The 15819-nt window shown below is 52.7% G+C and carries 16 protein-coding genes and 1 pseudogene; 6 read left to right on the top strand and 11 right to left on the bottom strand.

Annotation, left to right across the window (positions count from 1 at the left end):
• Genes trpCF through trpA form a run of 3 tightly spaced genes read left to right on the top strand, consistent with a single transcriptional unit; the run spans position 1 to position 3370 of the window.
• Positions 1-1359 (top strand): bifunctional indole-3-glycerol-phosphate synthase TrpC/phosphoribosylanthranilate isomerase TrpF, encoded by a 1359-nt coding sequence (trpCF, locus tag P2W74_RS11055; RefSeq protein WP_276295174.1) that lies wholly within the window; start codon positions 1-3, stop codon positions 1357-1359.
• Positions 1360-1370: 11 nt separating this feature from the next.
• Positions 1371-2564, top strand: coding sequence for a tryptophan synthase subunit beta (gene trpB, locus P2W74_RS11050; protein WP_276294964.1), 1194 nt, complete (start codon positions 1371-1373; stop codon positions 2562-2564).
• A complete protein-coding gene (trpA, locus tag P2W74_RS11045; RefSeq protein WP_276294963.1) occupies positions 2564-3370 on the top strand; it encodes a tryptophan synthase subunit alpha in 807 nt (268 codons plus the stop codon). Before trpB ends, trpA begins: the two co-directional genes overlap by 1 nt.
• 32 nt (positions 3371-3402) lie before the next feature.
• Here the strand turns inward: trpA and P2W74_RS11040 are convergent, their stop codons facing one another.
• Positions 3403-4872, bottom strand: a complete 1470-nt coding sequence (locus P2W74_RS11040; protein WP_276294962.1) for a GGDEF domain-containing protein — start codon at positions 4870-4872, stop codon at positions 3403-3405.
• A gap of 216 nt (positions 4873-5088) precedes the next feature.
• A pseudogene (locus P2W74_RS11035) lies at positions 5089-5211 on the bottom strand (OmpW family outer membrane protein); the annotation flags it as partial.
• 186 nt (positions 5212-5397) lie between these two features.
• Here P2W74_RS11035 and P2W74_RS11030 point away from each other — a divergent pair.
• Together P2W74_RS11030 and P2W74_RS11025 are read left to right on the top strand one after the other, a co-directional pair.
• Positions 5398-6072 carry an SOS response-associated peptidase gene (locus P2W74_RS11030; RefSeq protein WP_276294961.1) on the top strand — a complete coding sequence of 225 codons (675 nt, stop codon included), beginning with the start codon at positions 5398-5400 and terminating at the stop codon, positions 6070-6072.
• A gap of 250 nt (positions 6073-6322) precedes the next feature.
• Positions 6323-7315: a DUF6896 domain-containing protein gene (locus P2W74_RS11025; RefSeq protein WP_276294960.1), complete on the top strand. Its 993-nt coding sequence runs from the start codon at positions 6323-6325 to the stop codon at positions 7313-7315.
• A gap of 169 nt (positions 7316-7484) precedes the next feature.
• Here the strand turns inward: P2W74_RS11025 and P2W74_RS11020 are convergent, their stop codons facing one another.
• Positions 7485-8753 carry a Y-family DNA polymerase gene (locus P2W74_RS11020; RefSeq protein WP_276294959.1) on the bottom strand — a complete coding sequence of 423 codons (1269 nt, stop codon included), beginning with the start codon at positions 8751-8753 and terminating at the stop codon, positions 7485-7487.
• A 2-nt stretch (positions 8754-8755) separates the two neighbouring features.
• On the bottom strand, positions 8756-9175 hold the full coding sequence (locus P2W74_RS11015; protein WP_276294958.1) for a translesion error-prone DNA polymerase V autoproteolytic subunit: 420 nt from the start codon (positions 9173-9175) through the stop codon (positions 8756-8758).
• Positions 9176-9252: 77 nt separating this feature from the next.
• On the opposite strand from P2W74_RS11015, the gene P2W74_RS11010 reads away from it, so the two are divergent.
• A complete protein-coding gene (locus P2W74_RS11010; protein ID WP_276294957.1) occupies positions 9253-9495 on the top strand; it encodes a DinI-like family protein in 243 nt (80 codons plus the stop codon).
• Between the two features lie 265 nt (positions 9496-9760).
• Here P2W74_RS11010 and P2W74_RS23585 read toward each other — a convergent pair whose 3' ends face one another.
• The 7 genes from P2W74_RS23585 to P2W74_RS10975 are packed head-to-tail and all read right to left on the bottom strand — an operon-like array spanning position 9761 to position 15781.
• Positions 9761-10810 carry a phage tail protein gene (locus P2W74_RS23585; RefSeq protein ID WP_412767227.1) on the bottom strand — a complete coding sequence of 350 codons (1050 nt, stop codon included), beginning with the start codon at positions 10808-10810 and terminating at the stop codon, positions 9761-9763.
• Positions 10811-10813: 3 nt separating this feature from the next.
• Positions 10814-11398, bottom strand: coding sequence for a YmfQ family protein (locus P2W74_RS11000; RefSeq protein WP_276294956.1), 585 nt, complete (start codon positions 11396-11398; stop codon positions 10814-10816).
• Positions 11389-12447: a baseplate J/gp47 family protein gene (locus P2W74_RS10995; protein WP_276294955.1), complete on the bottom strand. Its 1059-nt coding sequence runs from the start codon at positions 12445-12447 to the stop codon at positions 11389-11391. Before P2W74_RS10995 ends, P2W74_RS11000 begins: the two co-directional genes overlap by 10 nt.
• Complete coding sequence (locus P2W74_RS10990; RefSeq protein WP_276294954.1) at positions 12434-12859, bottom strand: phage GP46 family protein; 426 nt, start codon at positions 12857-12859, stop codon at positions 12434-12436. Before P2W74_RS10990 ends, P2W74_RS10995 begins: the two co-directional genes overlap by 14 nt.
• Positions 12859-13407: a phage baseplate assembly protein V gene (locus tag P2W74_RS10985; RefSeq protein ID WP_276294953.1), complete on the bottom strand. Its 549-nt coding sequence runs from the start codon at positions 13405-13407 to the stop codon at positions 12859-12861. Before P2W74_RS10985 ends, P2W74_RS10990 begins: the two co-directional genes overlap by 1 nt.
• On the bottom strand, positions 13407-14486 hold the full coding sequence (locus tag P2W74_RS10980) for a phage baseplate assembly protein (RefSeq protein ID WP_276294952.1): 1080 nt from the start codon (positions 14484-14486) through the stop codon (positions 13407-13409). Before P2W74_RS10980 ends, P2W74_RS10985 begins: the two co-directional genes overlap by 1 nt.
• Entirely contained in the window at positions 14483-15781 is a 1299-nt protein-coding gene (locus P2W74_RS10975; RefSeq protein WP_276294951.1) for a DNA circularization protein, read from the bottom strand. The genes P2W74_RS10980 and P2W74_RS10975 overlap by 4 nt, the downstream gene beginning before the upstream one ends.
• Positions 15782-15819 lie beyond the last annotated feature (38 nt).

Below are 15819 nucleotides of genomic sequence, written 5' to 3'. Positions count from 1 at the left end.
ATGCAGACCGTTTTAGCGAAAATCGTCGCAGATAAGGCGATTTGGGTAGAAGCCCGTAAGCAGCAGCAACCGCTGGCCAGTTTCCAGAACGACATCCAGCCGAGTTCACGACATTTTTATGATGCCCTGCAGGGCGCGCGTACCGCGTTTATCCTGGAGTGCAAAAAGGCCTCCCCATCGAAAGGCGTAATTCGGGAGAATTTCGACCCTGCGCAGATTGCGGGCGTCTACAAGCACTATGCGTCGGCGATTTCCGTACTGACCGACGAGAAATATTTTCAGGGCAGTTTTGACTTTCTGCCGGTGGTCAGCGCCATCGCGCCGCAGCCGATTCTGTGTAAGGATTTCATTATTGACCCTTACCAAATCTATCTGGCGCGCCATTATCAGGCGGATGCATGCCTGCTGATGCTCTCGGTGCTGGATGACGAGCAGTACCGCCAGCTTGCCACCGTGGCGCACAGCTTAAAAATGGGCGTGCTGACCGAGGTCAGTAACGAAGAAGAGCTGGAGCGCGCCATTGCGCTGGGCGCAAAAGTGGTCGGTATCAATAACCGCGACCTGCGCGACCTGTCGATTGATTTGAATCGTACCCGGCAGCTTGCGCCACGTCTGGGCCATGGCGTGACCGTGATCAGCGAATCCGGGATCAACACCTACGGCCAGGTGCGCGAACTGAGCCACTTTGCCAACGGCTTTCTTATCGGCTCTGCGCTGATGTCCCTGGACGATCTCCACGCCGCCGTGCGTCGGGTGTTGCTGGGTGAGAATAAAGTGTGCGGCCTGACGCGTCCCCAGGATGCCAGGGCGGCGTATGACGCTGGCGCCATTTATGGCGGTTTGATTTTTGTGACCTCCTCCCCTCGCGCCGTGAACGCTGAGCAGGCACGGGACGTGATGGCGGCGGCACCGCTCCAGTATGTTGGCGTCTTTCGTGATGCGGACATTGCAGAGGTTTGCGAGAAAGCCACCACCCTGTCGCTAAAGGCGGTGCAACTGCACGGTCACGAAGATCAGGCCTATGTGAATGCGCTGCGCGCTGCGCTGCCTGACCAGGTACAAATCTGGAAAGCCTTGAGCGTCGGCGACACGCTCCCTGCCCGCGATTATCAGCAGGTTGATAAGTACGTTCTGGATAACGGCCAGGGCGGTACAGGGCAACGTTTTGACTGGTCATTATTGCAGGGTCAGACGCTGGACAATGTTTTTCTGGCTGGCGGATTAAGCGCAGATAACTGCGTAGACGCGGCTAAAACCGGCTGTGCCGGCCTCGATTTTAATTCTGGTGTAGAGTCGCTGCCGGGCATCAAAGATGCGCGTCTTCTGGCCTCGGTCTTTCAGACACTGCGCGCTTATTAAGGAAGAAACACATGACAACATTACTGAATCCGTATTTTGGTGAATTTGGCGGCATGTATGTGCCACAGATTCTGATGCCTGCATTGCGTCAACTGGAAGAAGCGTTCGTCAGCGCGCAGAAAGATCCAGAATTTCAGGCGCAGTTTACCGACCTGCTCAAAAACTATGCCGGACGTCCGACCGCGTTAACCAAATGCCAGAACATCACCGCAGGCACTCGCACCACCCTTTACCTGAAGCGTGAAGATTTGCTGCACGGCGGCGCGCACAAAACCAACCAGGTGCTGGGTCAGGCGCTGCTGGCCAAACGGATGGGCAAAACCGAAATTATTGCCGAAACCGGCGCGGGTCAACACGGCGTGGCCGCCGCGCTTGCCAGTGCGCTGCTGGGGCTGAAATGCCGCATTTATATGGGTGCAAAAGATGTTGAACGTCAGTCGCCTAACGTGTTCCGTATGCGTTTGATGGGTGCTGAAGTGATCCCGATTCACAGTGGTTCCGCAACCCTGAAAGATGCCTGTAACGAGGCGCTGCGTGACTGGTCTGGCAGCTATGACACCGCACACTATATGCTCGGTACGGCCGCAGGTCCGCATCCGTTCCCGACCATTGTGCGTGAGTTCCAGCGCATGATTGGCGAAGAAACCAAAGCCCAGATCCTGGAAAAAGAAGGTCGTTTGCCAGACGCGGTTATCGCCTGTGTGGGCGGCGGTTCAAATGCGATCGGTATGTTTGCTGATTTTATTGACGAAACCAGCGTGGGGCTGATTGGCGTAGAGCCCGGCGGTCATGGGATCGAAACCGGTGAGCATGGCGCGCCGCTCAAACACGGTCGCGTCGGCATCTACTTCGGTATGAAAGCACCGATGATGCAGACGGAAGAAGGCCAGATTGAAGAGTCTTACTCGATTTCCGCCGGGCTGGATTTCCCGTCTGTCGGGCCGCAGCACGCGTACCTGAACAGTATCGGTCGTGCCGATTACGTGTCGATCACCGATGACGAAGCGCTTGAGGCGTTCAAAACCCTGTGCCTTCATGAAGGTATTATCCCGGCGCTGGAGTCGTCTCACGCCCTGGCGCATGCGTTAAAAATGATGCGCGACAACCCGGAAAAAGAGCAGCTGCTGGTGGTTAACCTTTCCGGTCGCGGCGACAAAGACATTTTCACCGTACACGACATTCTGAAAGCGCGAGGGGAAATCTGATGGAACGCTACGACAATCTATTTGCACAGTTGAAGGATCGTAAGGAAGGCGCATTTGTTCCCTTCGTCACGCTGGGCGACCCTTCGGTTGAGCAATCGCTGAAAATTATTGATACGCTGATCGAGGCTGGTGCCGATGCCCTTGAACTCGGGATACCGTTCTCCGATCCGCTGGCTGACGGCCCGACGATTCAGGAAGCCACGCTGCGCGCGTTTGCCGCGGGCGTTACTCCAACGCAATGTTTTGAGATGCTGGCGTTAATCCGCCAGAAGCACCCTGACATTCCTGTTGGCCTGTTGATGTACGCCAACCTGGTCTTCAGTAAAGGGATCGACGCATTTTACGCCCAGTGCGAAAAAGTCGGCGTCGACTCTGTACTGATTGCCGACGTACCGGTGGAAGAGTCTGCGCCTTTCCATCAGGCGGCATTGCGCCACAACGTCGCGCCGATTTTCATCTGCCCGCCGAATGCCGATGATGATCTTCTGCGCCAGATTGCCTCCCGGGGCCGCGGCTACACCTATTTGCTTTCCCGAGCGGGGGTCACTGGTGCCGAAAATCGTGCCGCGTTACCGTTGCACCATCTGGTCGAAAAACTGAAAGAGTACAACGCGGCCCCGCCGTTGCAGGGGTTCGGGATCTCTTCACCGGAACAGGTCACCGGGGCGGTTGAAGCCGGTGCGACAGGAGCCATTTCCGGTTCAGCGATTGTTAAAATCATCGAGAAAAACGTCGATAAGCCCGAACAAATGCTGGCCGAGCTAAAAACGTTCGTCACGGCGATGAAAGCGGCAACGCGCGCATAATGCCCAACAACCGCCAGAACACGTCTGGCGGTTTACCCTTTTACCTGTTTCATTTTGTACATCTCATTATCCGCAAGCTGGATCGCCGCATCCAACGCGCCGTTCACTTCTGCAATTCCCCATGACACCGACAACGGCACCTGATTGCCGTCAACCCAAAACGCATATCCCTGCACCTGGCTGGCAATGCGTTCTGCAACTGCGATGGCATCGCTGGCTTTTGCCCGGTAAAGCAGAATCACAAACTCATCGCCGCCCGTGCGTATCACCATGTCATTGCTGGTTCGGGTATTGGAAAGCATACGGTTCGCGATAACCTGTAGCGCCCTGTCGCCAGCCACATGTCCCCAGGTATCATTGATCGCTTTGAATTTATTGCAATCCAGCAGAATCACCGCGCAATGCGATAGCATACGGCGTTTAATAATATCGAGGATCTTGCGGTTAAAGCACCCCGTCAAAGAGTCGATATAAATCTTGAGGTCACTTTCGTTGAGCCATGCCTTCAGCCCCAGACTGATCATAATAAAAAAGAAAGGTGCCAACAGAATCGCAATACCCGCCTGTACGTCATGCGTGACAAAACGCCCGAGTGAGATGGTGTATTTAAACTCATACTTTTCAGACACTATTTTGACAATGCTTCCCCCCATCGACTGGCAATCTCCGGTAAGGCACAGCGATTCGTTGTTTGTTACATTCACCAGCGCCACGTTAAGCCCCTGCGGTATCTGGTTATCAAAGGCTTTAGCCAATGCTTCCTGTAACTCAGGCCTGGCGTGGTCGTAAACGAGATACGCCACAATATGATCGGAGATCTCTTTTCCGGAAAGATCGTAAATATAACTCACCACGCTGAATGCTTTGTCGCCGGTGATTTTATCGGTGTAGAAATTGGTGGAGCTCAGCGCCTTGGTTTTGACGTTTTTTTCCAACAGGCGGGTATAAAAATCAACGGGGGGGTAAAAAAAGCTGCGAATATCTCTCGCCATCTCCGAGTCAGAGAAATGAAACATCCGGGAGTCTGCAGGCGTAAACCAGTAAAAGTAATCGGCATCTTTGGCGATGATATAACGGTGCGCGTCATAATTTCCGGGATTGAGGGTATTGACCCTGTCACGGATGAACTCGGCCGCGGTAAACATACATAGCGCTTCAATGCCGGTATGTTTTGCCACCATCGCGCCTGTCGCCGAATGGGTCCGGTTTCTGTCGGCATTGATGCCCCAACCGTCGTTATCTCTGGGGACAAACAGTGACGTATCGCCACACATACCAGCATTTTTAATCTGATGGTAACGTTCACCCGTCGCATCTGCGATCAGTTCGTTATCATTAAAAATGTCTACCATCCGCGTCTGCAGACGATTCATGCCATCACTGGCCGCCGCAAGTCGCTGTTCATAAATCACAAAAATGAACAGCGAGGTAAAAAGTAACGTGATAAGCCCTGAAATGAGCAATGCCTGTCGGTTTCTCAGCCCGTCCTGCACAATCTTCACGCGTCCACCCAGATCATTAACAGTACTGCAAAACCGGTCGCCCGTTTATGTTGTTGCATAACATCCCTGAAATCTGCTTGCCAGAGACGGCGATAATTTTACTAATGTTAGCATTTCAGAGAGTTAAGCGAGGGGAAAAATAAAAAAACACGCTGCAAGTGACGAAAAAAAAGCCGGTAGCAATGCAACCAGCCTTTTTCGATAGCGATGAGGATTTTAGAAGCGATAGCCCGCTGAGAACATAAACACCCACGGATCGAGGCGAACGCTGTCATGCTGCTGAGCGCCGCCAAGTTTATAGTTCGCGGTCGTGTCGATATCCATGTACCAAACCGGCATACATCTGATTTCACGCTATCAGCATGAATTAAAAGAATTTTATGGATGTTTCATCAGATTTAAATGACCATTATGAACGTGTTGTAAGCTTATGATTCGCCAATAGATTTAAATTGTTTTGCAGAACGTATTTTCTTAGATATTCCTTGAATACCTATACTTTCAGTCTCGAGACTGGAGGTATCTATGTGTGGACGTTTCGCCCAATCAATGACGCGCGAGGACTATCTCGCCTTACTCTCAGAAGAAGCCGAACGCGACATCCCATACGATCCCGAGCCGATTGGAAGATTCAACGTGGCGCCAGGCACCAAAGTTTTGCTGCTGAGCGAACGCGACGAACAGCTGCATCTTGATCCCGTGTTCTGGGGGTATGCGCCAGGATGGTGGAATAAATCACCGCTGATTAATGCCCGTGTTGAAACTGCGGCCACCAGCCGGATGTTCAAGACACTGTGGCTGCATGGCCGGGCAATTGTATTTGCTGATGGCTGGTTTGAATGGAAAACCGAAGGCGGCAAAAAACAACCCTACTTCATTCATCGTATCGACGGTCAGCCATTATTTATGGCCGCCATTGGCAGTACACCATTTGAACGTGGTGATGAGGCTGAGGGGTTCCTGATTGTCACTACTGCAGCGGATAAAGGGCTGGTAGATATTCATGAACGCCGGCCGCTGGTGCTGTCACCGGAAGCAGCTCGTGAGTGGATGCGGCAGGATGTTGGAGGAAAAGAAGCGGAGCGTATTGTAGGAGATGGAGCTGTATCTGGCGAACACTTTACCTGGCATGCAGTATCCCGCGCCGTGGGGAATGTAAAAAACCAAGGTTCTGAATTGATTGAGCCTGTTAATAATTGAGTAGGTTCATTAGTGCTGAAACTGCGGCTGATCTGAAGTGAGCATATCACCTCTGTTCATGTGACTGAATTCAGTAAAACACTACATAGTGTCAGCGGCGATAATTTGTTACTCGTTGAAACAAGCCTACGCAGCGTGACTTGGTTAGCGTATAGCTAGTATCCCAGAAGAAAACTAAAAATGAGTATTTCTATTTAGTGGGGTACTTACAGTATCATCTATTTCAATAATATTAGTGTAGGTTAATGATATGAATGAAAAACTTGATCGTTTGATAGTTGATTTTCAAGAAAGAGTACAAGATGCGCTAAAACTCATGCAGCGGTCTGGTATCCGAATGCCATCCAGTCGTAATGATTGGATTGAATCGGATATCCCAAAGACTGGAGAACTAGATGGTGGTGTGAAATATTTTAAGCATGGCGCAGGATGTCTAGTAAGCCTTAGTACAGGGAAAGTTGATTTCGATTTTGGTGAGGAGGGGCAAATCGGGGGATTTAATTTATGGTGGCTTATTCAATTTGCTGGTAAAAATCTAAAAGACTATGGATTTAAAAATAAGGATGAGGTTGCTGAATGTTTGAATAAAGCAATAGATGTGGGGGAACTGATTTGTCCAGATCATGACCTTTACTATATAGCTAATATTCCATATACCTACGCCGCAGAGTTAGATAGTAGACACTCTGACGATATGCTTCCAGGCCACAATCTAGATCAAGTTCTTGTTCTCTATTCACATTACTTTCAAACTGCTGAATTGATGCTTGAGAATTACGAAAAACTAAGTCGGAAATTTCATAAAACTGGACGTCTAAGTCGACGCAAAGAAATTGATATGCGAATTTATCTTACTACCTGGCTTGGTTTCTTGAGGGTGGTTTGCGAGGGATTTAAAAAGTTGAACATGCACATTTTACTAAAGAATAATCGGCCTGATGATTTTAAGAAGTTGATACCTCTTTCTGATGGTATAGGACGGTTAATGAATAAACATTCAGATCCTCTCCGAAATTTTAGAAATGATATTTTCCATCTGCGTGACAATACTGAATTGGTGCGTGATTTTTTTGATAAAAAATTAGAATGTCTTCCATGGGCACATGAGTTACATATTACTTTTGCGGAATTTTTTTCTCAGTACAGAGTTAGTTGTGAAGTACATTACCTCATGAATGGACGTAATGGGGAAAGTGATTTAATCAGGAAGAAAAGAACGTTGCACAAGCGAAGCTCACGATGAGTACCAAGTATCCCACAGGAACGTTCCATACACTTTTAGAGGACTTCCGACATACGAATTGAATTAGGTTACTTTAAAGCTAACGTCCACTCCCCGCTCATAACCGAATTTCAGTTATGAGCGACCTCTGCCGCAGAGTATCGTCAGGATAAGTCGCTGATATCACAAGTTACCTCACCACCAGCAAATCTGAGTACCGGGTGGTATAACGTGGGGACAGCATTTCTCTCTTCATCTGCCACTGTGGCTGGATACCCTGTCCGGCAAAGTACAGCGTCCCCCTGCCGTCTTGCGCGTTGAGCTGATCCAGTACCTCCATCAGCTTCTCACTGCCTTGGCGCGGCGCGTTATCATCGAACAAGTTGAGCTGGGCAACCCCCTGACTGAAGAAATCACCCAGCATCACCCCCGCTTTCTGATACCGATAACTGTCCTTCCATATGGTGTCCAGACAACGGATGGCGGCACCGATGATATCCCGGCTATCCTGCGTGGGCGTTAACAGTTTCACGGAGGCATTATTGCCATAATAGGGCTCGTTCAGTGCGAACGGGCTGGTCTTCACAAACGCCGAGATAAAACGGCAATACTGGTGTTCGCCACGCAGCTTCTCTGCCGCCCGTGAGGCATAGCTGCAGATCGCCTGGCGCATTTCTTCATACTCCGTGATACGACCGCTAAAAGAGCGGGAACAGATAATTTCCTGTTTCACTGGCGCGAATTCTTCCAGCGCCAGACAGGGTTCTCCGCGCAACTCACGCACCGTGCGCTCAAGCACGACGTTAAAATGTTTACGGATAAAACGGATGTCGGTATCAGCGAGTTGCAGCACGGTCTTGATCCCCATCGCCTCCAGTTTTTTCGACATACGCCGACCGATACCCCAGACTTCATCAACCGGCAGCGCGGCCATCAGTTTGCGCTGGCGATCAACATTTGACAGATCCACCACCCCGCCCGTCTGCCGCTGCCATTGTTTGGCCGCGTGGTTAGCCAGCTTGGCCAGCGTCTTGGTCTGGGCAATACCGACCCCCACTGTCAGGTGTGTGCGTTGCAAAACAGTAGCCCGGATTTCACGACCAAAATCGGTCAGATCCCGACAGTTCCGTACACCAGTGAGGTCACAAAATGCCTCATCTATCGAGTAGATTTCACAACGCGGTGCCATTTCTTCCAGCGTGGTCATCACCCGGTTAGACATATCCGCATACAGCTCATAGTTGCTACTGAAGCAGAGTACCCCGTGGCGGAGGAAAAGCTCCTTCTGCCTGAAGTACGGCTCTCCCATTTTGATACCCAGTTTCTTTGCCTCTGCGCTCCGCGCAATAACACAACCGTCATTGTTGGAAAGCACCACAACCGGCCGACCTTTGAGATCCGGGCGAAAGACGGTTTCACAGGAGGCATAGAACGAGTTCACATCACACAACGCGTACATGATCAGCCCGTCGATTTCACGATGAACGTCACCACACCAAAAACATCGAGCGTTTCTTCGCTCCCGACGATGATTGGCGACCAGGCACGGTTTTCAGGGTTAAGCTGGACTGTTGGGCGTAACTGCAGACGCTTGACTGTAAATTCCCCGTCCACCGCAGCAATAACGATATCGCCGTGCTCTGCCTTGCGTGAGCTGTCCACTACCAGTAAATCGCCTTCACTGATCCCGGCATCAATCATCGAGTCACCGGATGCCTTAACGAAATAGGTGGCGCTGGGGTGCTGTACCAGTAACTCGTTAAGATCGATACGCTGTTCAACGTAGTCCTGAGCTGGGCTTGGGAAACCACAGGGTACAAGATCGCTAAATAAGGGGAGCGCAACTGTCTGGCGCAGCTCAGTTGGTGAATAAAACTTCATAATAAACTCACTCACATTGATACTGTTTATACATACAGTATATACTGTCATTATATTCAGTAAAGAGGAGCTGAAGCATGTTCGTGGAACTCGTTTATGACAAAAGAAATTTTGATGGTCTGCCTGGTGCAAAAGACATCATATCGGGCGAGCTTAGGAAGAGGATTCACCGAATCTTCCCGGACGCTGATGTCCGGGTTAAACCGATGATGACACTGCCGGCGATCAACACTGACGCCAGCAAGCATGAGAAAGAACAGATAAGCCGGGCGGTTCAGGAAATGTTTGAAGAGACTGAGTTCTGGTTAACCAGTGAATAAAGTTCTTCAATGTCCGCTATAGCTGTAATCTTGAATACATCAAAAGCTCAAGGTATCGAATGGCCTACACCGCCGGCGGCGCAGGTCTAATCAGTCCGTCCCGAGATTCATCCGGTATGCTGTTGTAAAACGCAGTATACCGGGGATCTGTGGGCTCGACAGTGCCAAGGTTTACATATGCTGAACCTGACTGCTCTGAACTAAATACAGAAACTATTTCTTCCTCTGTTTCATCAGAAAACTGTACATAAATCATAATAAGACCTCAGAAATCATAACCGGAACAATAGATGCTGAACACATACGCCGCGACGGCAGATTGCACATAATAAAATATTGTCTGCAGGGTGATTAGTTCCACAGGGTTCGCTGGGGAATCGATAGCGAAGTTACTACCCAAAAACCATCCCCCTGACGTTCTGCCCACCCCTGAATCATCTGATGACAGAGCAAAACCAAAACCACCAGTTCCCGATGTCGCCTGCGCACGGGTTATGATATAGGCCGCCCTGGCATTTTTCGGTACCGCAGCTGAAATAACAAATGCCGTTGGTGACAACGTTGGCGCGGAAGTTGTATTCAAAAGCAGGTTTGCCGCGAACCTGACAGTTCTTCCTGCCTGAAATCCAACAATGAACTTTCCACTGGCTGTGGCCCACACGCTAACCAGTGCGCTGGCCGTATAGCCTGCTGGCATATTTGCGCCACCATAAATTTCAGGCGCTACCACTGATGTTGCATTGACTGCCAGCAGAGCAGAGGTGTCTGTGGTCGGGTTGTAAATTGCATACAGAGCTACAAACCCGGTTACTGGTGCTACTCCAGTATCCATCCCACCCACACCAGTTATTGCCAGGTTGACTGATTTGTTGAACGTAGTCAGTCGGTATTGCCGACGAGCGGTATCCTCAACAATCAACGCATCTGCTGAAAATATCGCGGCGGCTGATGCAGTCGCGACACTCATTCTCGCATTTCTGGTTGTTCCAACCACACCAGAGAATGATTCTCTCAATTGAAGGTTTGCGAGAGCAGTGGCGATGGCAGTCGCGCCATCAGCTTTAATATCCCCAAAGGGATTTGAACGGCTCAGGAGCAGTTTCTTTAATGCCGTCAGCAACTGATCGTGTTTTGCCTTGTCAGGAGTGATGCCTGATGCCTCAACTACCCCCACCAGCTCTTCCTGCAGCATGTCAAAATAATCATCATCCAGATCGGTGGCTGGAGTGCCAGTCTGAGGGTTTCCACGGGTAAAGCCGTTCTTGCCCGCGCCGAATTTATCCTTCTGCGCGGTTGCGGTATCTATGCGGTGCATGAGTTACTCCGGATATTTAAAAATAACGTAGGTATGAGAAGGACAAAGCTTGTTCAATACACACTCGACAACCGTGTCCCCCCAGATCCGCAACGCAGAGTTGCAGGGATCAATACAGGTCATCCAGGCGGTACTGGTGGAAGATGGCATATTCACCTGCCAGTAATAACGCCAGTCAGGCGAATACACGCCATTGGTGCAGACCGAGGTACAGGTAAAGGTGCTTTTGTCATAGCGCGTAATGGTGGCGCCCGGTTTCCCCAGCGCGGCGAGCTGGGTAAGAAAGAAATCCTCGTTGATTCCCCCACTCAGATTGACCTTTGCGTCCAGACGCTGCTGACGCTGACGCAGTGTCTGCGTTCCTGCGGGAATACATTCGTCTGGCAGGCCGCACAATCGTTCCCAGCGGTTAAGCAGTTCTGTCGTGGTGCGTGGGTCCAGCTCAAGCATCAGGTCATCCGCCCGCTGATGCACCCGCAGCAATGAGGGCGCGGAGCCGGACAGTGCCGGATCGCTGACAGACCATGCGGGTCCCGGTGGCAACAAGGCAGACAGCAGGCTGATGTAATCGTCGTTCGTCACGTCCATGCGATGTTCCCCATCACCGCCAGTTCATTCTTCGCGATCGGAATACTGGCAGCGGGTTCAATTAGCTGATGGCTGTATTCCCCGGTCGCAATCGAAATGGCCTCGTTGATACGGGACAGCTCCAGTTCCCCTTCCGGATAACCGTCGCGTAGCAGGAAGGCGCGTAACTCCGCCGTGACCGCCGCACGACTTTCCGGGGTGTCCGGCGTAATTCTGACGTGAAAATTCACCGTATGTTCTACAGGTTTAAACACATAGAGATCGGAGCCGGCCACCGGGGCAAGCGGCATAATATGCGTTCTGGCAGACGTCACGGTATCGTCATCGGGGATCGGATTGACCAGATCACTGCTGGCCACCATTACCCCAACCGTTCCGGTCCCCATCCAGTGACGATAAGTCCATGCCCGGGTGATGCCAGGAACCTCTTTCGCCCAGACGACATAATCTCCGTCGGCACCGCCCTGCGGCGTCCAGTAGTAACGTTCAATGACCCGGGCGCGCCAGGTTTCCAGATCCTCGGTATCAAATCCCCCCACCAGTGTGTCGGCCAGACCTGAAGAGGGAAGTCCGCTCACCGGCGTGACCAGAATGAGCGCGGTACCGTCGTCCGCGTTACCACTGACACCGGCAACTGAACACGTAACCGGCACACGCAACACCCCACCCGCACTGACGGCGCCCACCGTGGCTGTGTACTGGATCATATCGTCGCGCTGAATCACACTACCGGCAGTGACTTTCAGCCCGTCGCTGACCCCCTCCCATCGCATATACCCGGCCGCAGTTGTTGCGGGTTTACGTGGACAGCGCTTCATGGCAGCGTGGCGCGCCAGCCAGGCTTCATCACACCGATCCGGCAGCATATTCATGGCCAGGTAATCGATATAGCCGTACACGGTGTGCAGCGCTGCTGCATACACTTTCGCCCGCACATCTTCATCCATCCGCCGCAGAGCATCGTTCACATCCAGCCGGGCGAATAAATCGGTGCGGAGCATACTGATATTCTCTGCCAGCGTCGGGCGCCGGAATTCACTGTCCGCCATGGGTAATTACGCTCCATAAATCTTCAAAAGTCAGGGTGACCGGCCCACTACGGCGCCAGAGTGTGAGGCTGTTTGCCAGTTCATTGATGCCTGTACGCCGGATGTCCAGATCGATTCGGGAAACCACGCCGTCATCCAGCATCCACTGCAGCGCATCGCGAATACAGGTTCTGATGTTATTCACCAGCTGATTGGTCAACTTGCTGCGCTGGTAAAGCCAGAGTTTTGAACCGATACGATCATTCTGTACCGCAGGCCAGGTGTCCCCCCACCACCCCATCGGCACATCAGCCTGGTCATCCGGATCGGCGCGGCGCCAGGTAAAAAGGGAAATCACCACCGATCGGGTCAGGGGATCCAGCGGCGCATTCGCGTTCACCCGCTGCCCGTTCACTGTCAGCCACAGTTCCATTACGCCTCCATCGGTTTATCCGGTGTGTTGGTGTTACTGCCCTGCCCGTTTTCCCGGTGTCGGTGGCCGTTATAGGCCACACGCATGGCGGCCATCGTCTGGCCAGAAGAATCACAGAGATCCTTAATCTGACCTGTCGCCTCAATATCCATTTCAAAACGGGCCTTTGGTGCGTTGATGAATCTGATGGTCTTTCCCGCACCGTCAACGACAATGCCATTTCGGGTGAGGTGAACCTTCTGTCCGAGGTCGTCATACAGTGCCGCCTCTCCGCCTTTCAGACCTTTCAGCCGGTACCGGCGGTCGGCTACCACAATGGCGACACCGTGAGAACGATCGCCATCGGGAAAAAGCACAATCGCCTCAGCGCCTGATGTTGCCCGCGCGGTAAATCCATAGGGTTCGAGATGCTCTATGCCGCCTTTGGATTCGCCCGCGATCAGTGACACATCCACCGTCTGGCACTTCGCGGCAGCATTAATGCTTTTCACGACTGCCCGACCTATCAGGTTGAGGAACTGTCGATGCAAACCGGGTAACGCACTCATCAGAAAGGATCCTCCCGGGTTTTACGCGTTTTCGTTTTTCTGGTTTTTGGATCATCCGGTTCAGGCAGATAGGCATCCGGCGGCGCCACACGGATTTCCGCCAGTGTGCCGCTCTGGTCTTTGGTAAAGGTCACTTCTGAGATCAGCAGTTCCGCATTATCGAAACCACAGACGGGGTCGAAGACGATGACCCGCTGGTTTGGCTGCCATAACATGCCGTTCCCCTGCCGCCAGCCCTGAACCACATAGGTGGTTTCATCGGTTCTCGCGGCCCGCTGCCGGGCTTCAAACTCCGCCCTCGCAATACAACTCGCCCCCGTCGCCTGTCCGGTCTGTCTCACAGACATCGGGCGGTAGCGGGATACCATCGCATCCTCCGTCCTGGCCCGCAGCGCCGTGGTGGTGGCAGACCCGAAATCGTCATCATTCCCGGCACGCTGTCCGGCGACCTGATAGACGGAGAAGCGTTCGCGGATACTTTTTTCGGTATCGCAGGAAAGGATGTTCTGCCCGAGAACCAGCGCGGTGTGAGCACGGGTTTCGCCAACACCGCCAATCACCAGCCTGCCCCGGGGATCGTCATACGCCAGCGCCTGCTGCTGACCCAGTATTTTGTTGATGACCTCGATGACGGTTTCACCATGATCGGGCTGAACATCGGGGATAACGCTGGCGGGCGCCCCGGCACTCACTACCTCAATACCGAAGGGGTGAGCCAGGACCCGGGCTATCTGTACCAGAGATCGACCATTGAACTGTGTCGGCTCTGCCGTACAGTCAATCAGATCAGCAGTCAGGCTCCGCCCGGAAATGCCGGTACTGACGGAGCGGGCATCGTACCTGACGGGAGTGGCTTCCACCCAGCCGGTAATGACAAGGTCGTCACCGATGAGCACTTCCACCCGGGAGCCGTTTTTAATACGTGGCTGGAGAGAGGCGGTACCGTCATCCCCCGGCCACTGACGGGTAATTTCAACGCTGAAATCGCGCGCCAGCCGCTCAATGCCTGCGCCGATCCTGACCGACGTCCAGCCGCCCCATTCCCGACCATTCACTCGTAATGTCACGTTATCATTCATCGTACCGGCACCCTCAGTGGAACAACCGGCACGAAGCCGGGATGTGAAATGACATTACGCCGGATGATGTCGCTTTCCCTCGCGGCGTTATCAAACCAGGACGCTGCCAGTACCAGTGCAGGGGTAACTTCAGCCGGGACGCGCTGTACAGTTTTTTGTACCTGCTCCAGGCGGGTTTTCATGTCCGTGTTCAGATCGGTTTTTACCCGACGTAACGCCAGAAATAAGCGGTCATCGGTGGTGCGCGCCATCTCCTTATCGATGGCAACATTCAGTGTGTCGCGGATATCGACAAGCTGCTCCCAGGCGGGCAGATCGGTGGCAACAGGTTCTTCCGGTGAGGTATTCAGCGCAGGGTGAGTCACCACTGGCCAGCCGGTACCGGGTTGGCTATCCGTGGGTACAGGAGCGGGTGCCGGCAGACGCGTTACCGTGTGTGCTGCTTCACTGATGGCCGTGGTGCGAATAGCACTGGCAACATAGTTGCTCTGCTGTGTGGTGGTCCTGGTGGTGACGCTGTCAGTCTTCCAGACGCCCCGGGGCTGCAAATCACTCCCAAGACTGACCCCCGAAAAAGTTTTAATCATCGTGAAGAGATCGCCGGAGTTACCATACAGGCGGTTGCCTGCCCGCCACATTTTCTGCAATTCGTCGACAAAGGTTTTCCCGGATGAGGGGGGCGGAAGTAGCACTGAAATGTCACCCTGCAGCAATCTGGCGGCATCAGAGACGGCGGAATCCACCACTTTCATGGCACCGGAGACATACCCCAACATCGTTGTGGCGTTGCCGATGACATCGTTCTGGACAAAGTCCGCCACACCATCAATGCTGAAATCACTGAAACTGCTGCTGATGCAGTCATCAAGCGCCGAACAGGAAGACGTCAGGTTCTGAGCGGTTGCGGCACCAGCCGTGGGATAAGACAGCTCACCGGCCTCAACAAATTTAAGATCGAAACGAACGACTCGTCCTTCGCTTCTGGATGTGCTGACGCGAACCTCACCGTCCACGCAAACACTCATTTCCCCGTAGACCGGATGAACCAGGGTTCCCGGGCCAGACTTGTTCAGTGCCTCAATCAGTCTGTCGCGCTGGTCAAAACAGTCTTCCCCGACAACATAGGCAGTGAGAGAGGGACGAAAAGAAACTTTGCCCAAATCTTCGGTGTAGGGTTTGTCACGGTTCGGGTATTCGTGCGTTTCCACCCGGCGGCCGACACCACTGCTCTCTTCCTCGACTTTGAACGGAACGCCACGGAACGACGCATCCTGTAGCCTGTCTTTCCACGCCATATAAACTCCGGACATAAAAAAACCCGCCGGAGCGGGTT

Origin of the sequence: Citrobacter enshiensis, from assembly GCF_029338175.1 — a bacterium.
Taxonomy (GTDB): Bacteria; Pseudomonadota; Gammaproteobacteria; order Enterobacterales; family Enterobacteriaceae; genus Citrobacter_D; species Citrobacter_D enshiensis.
Note: the sequence above shows the minus strand (reverse complement) of the source record. Positions and strands in the feature narration are given on the sequence as shown.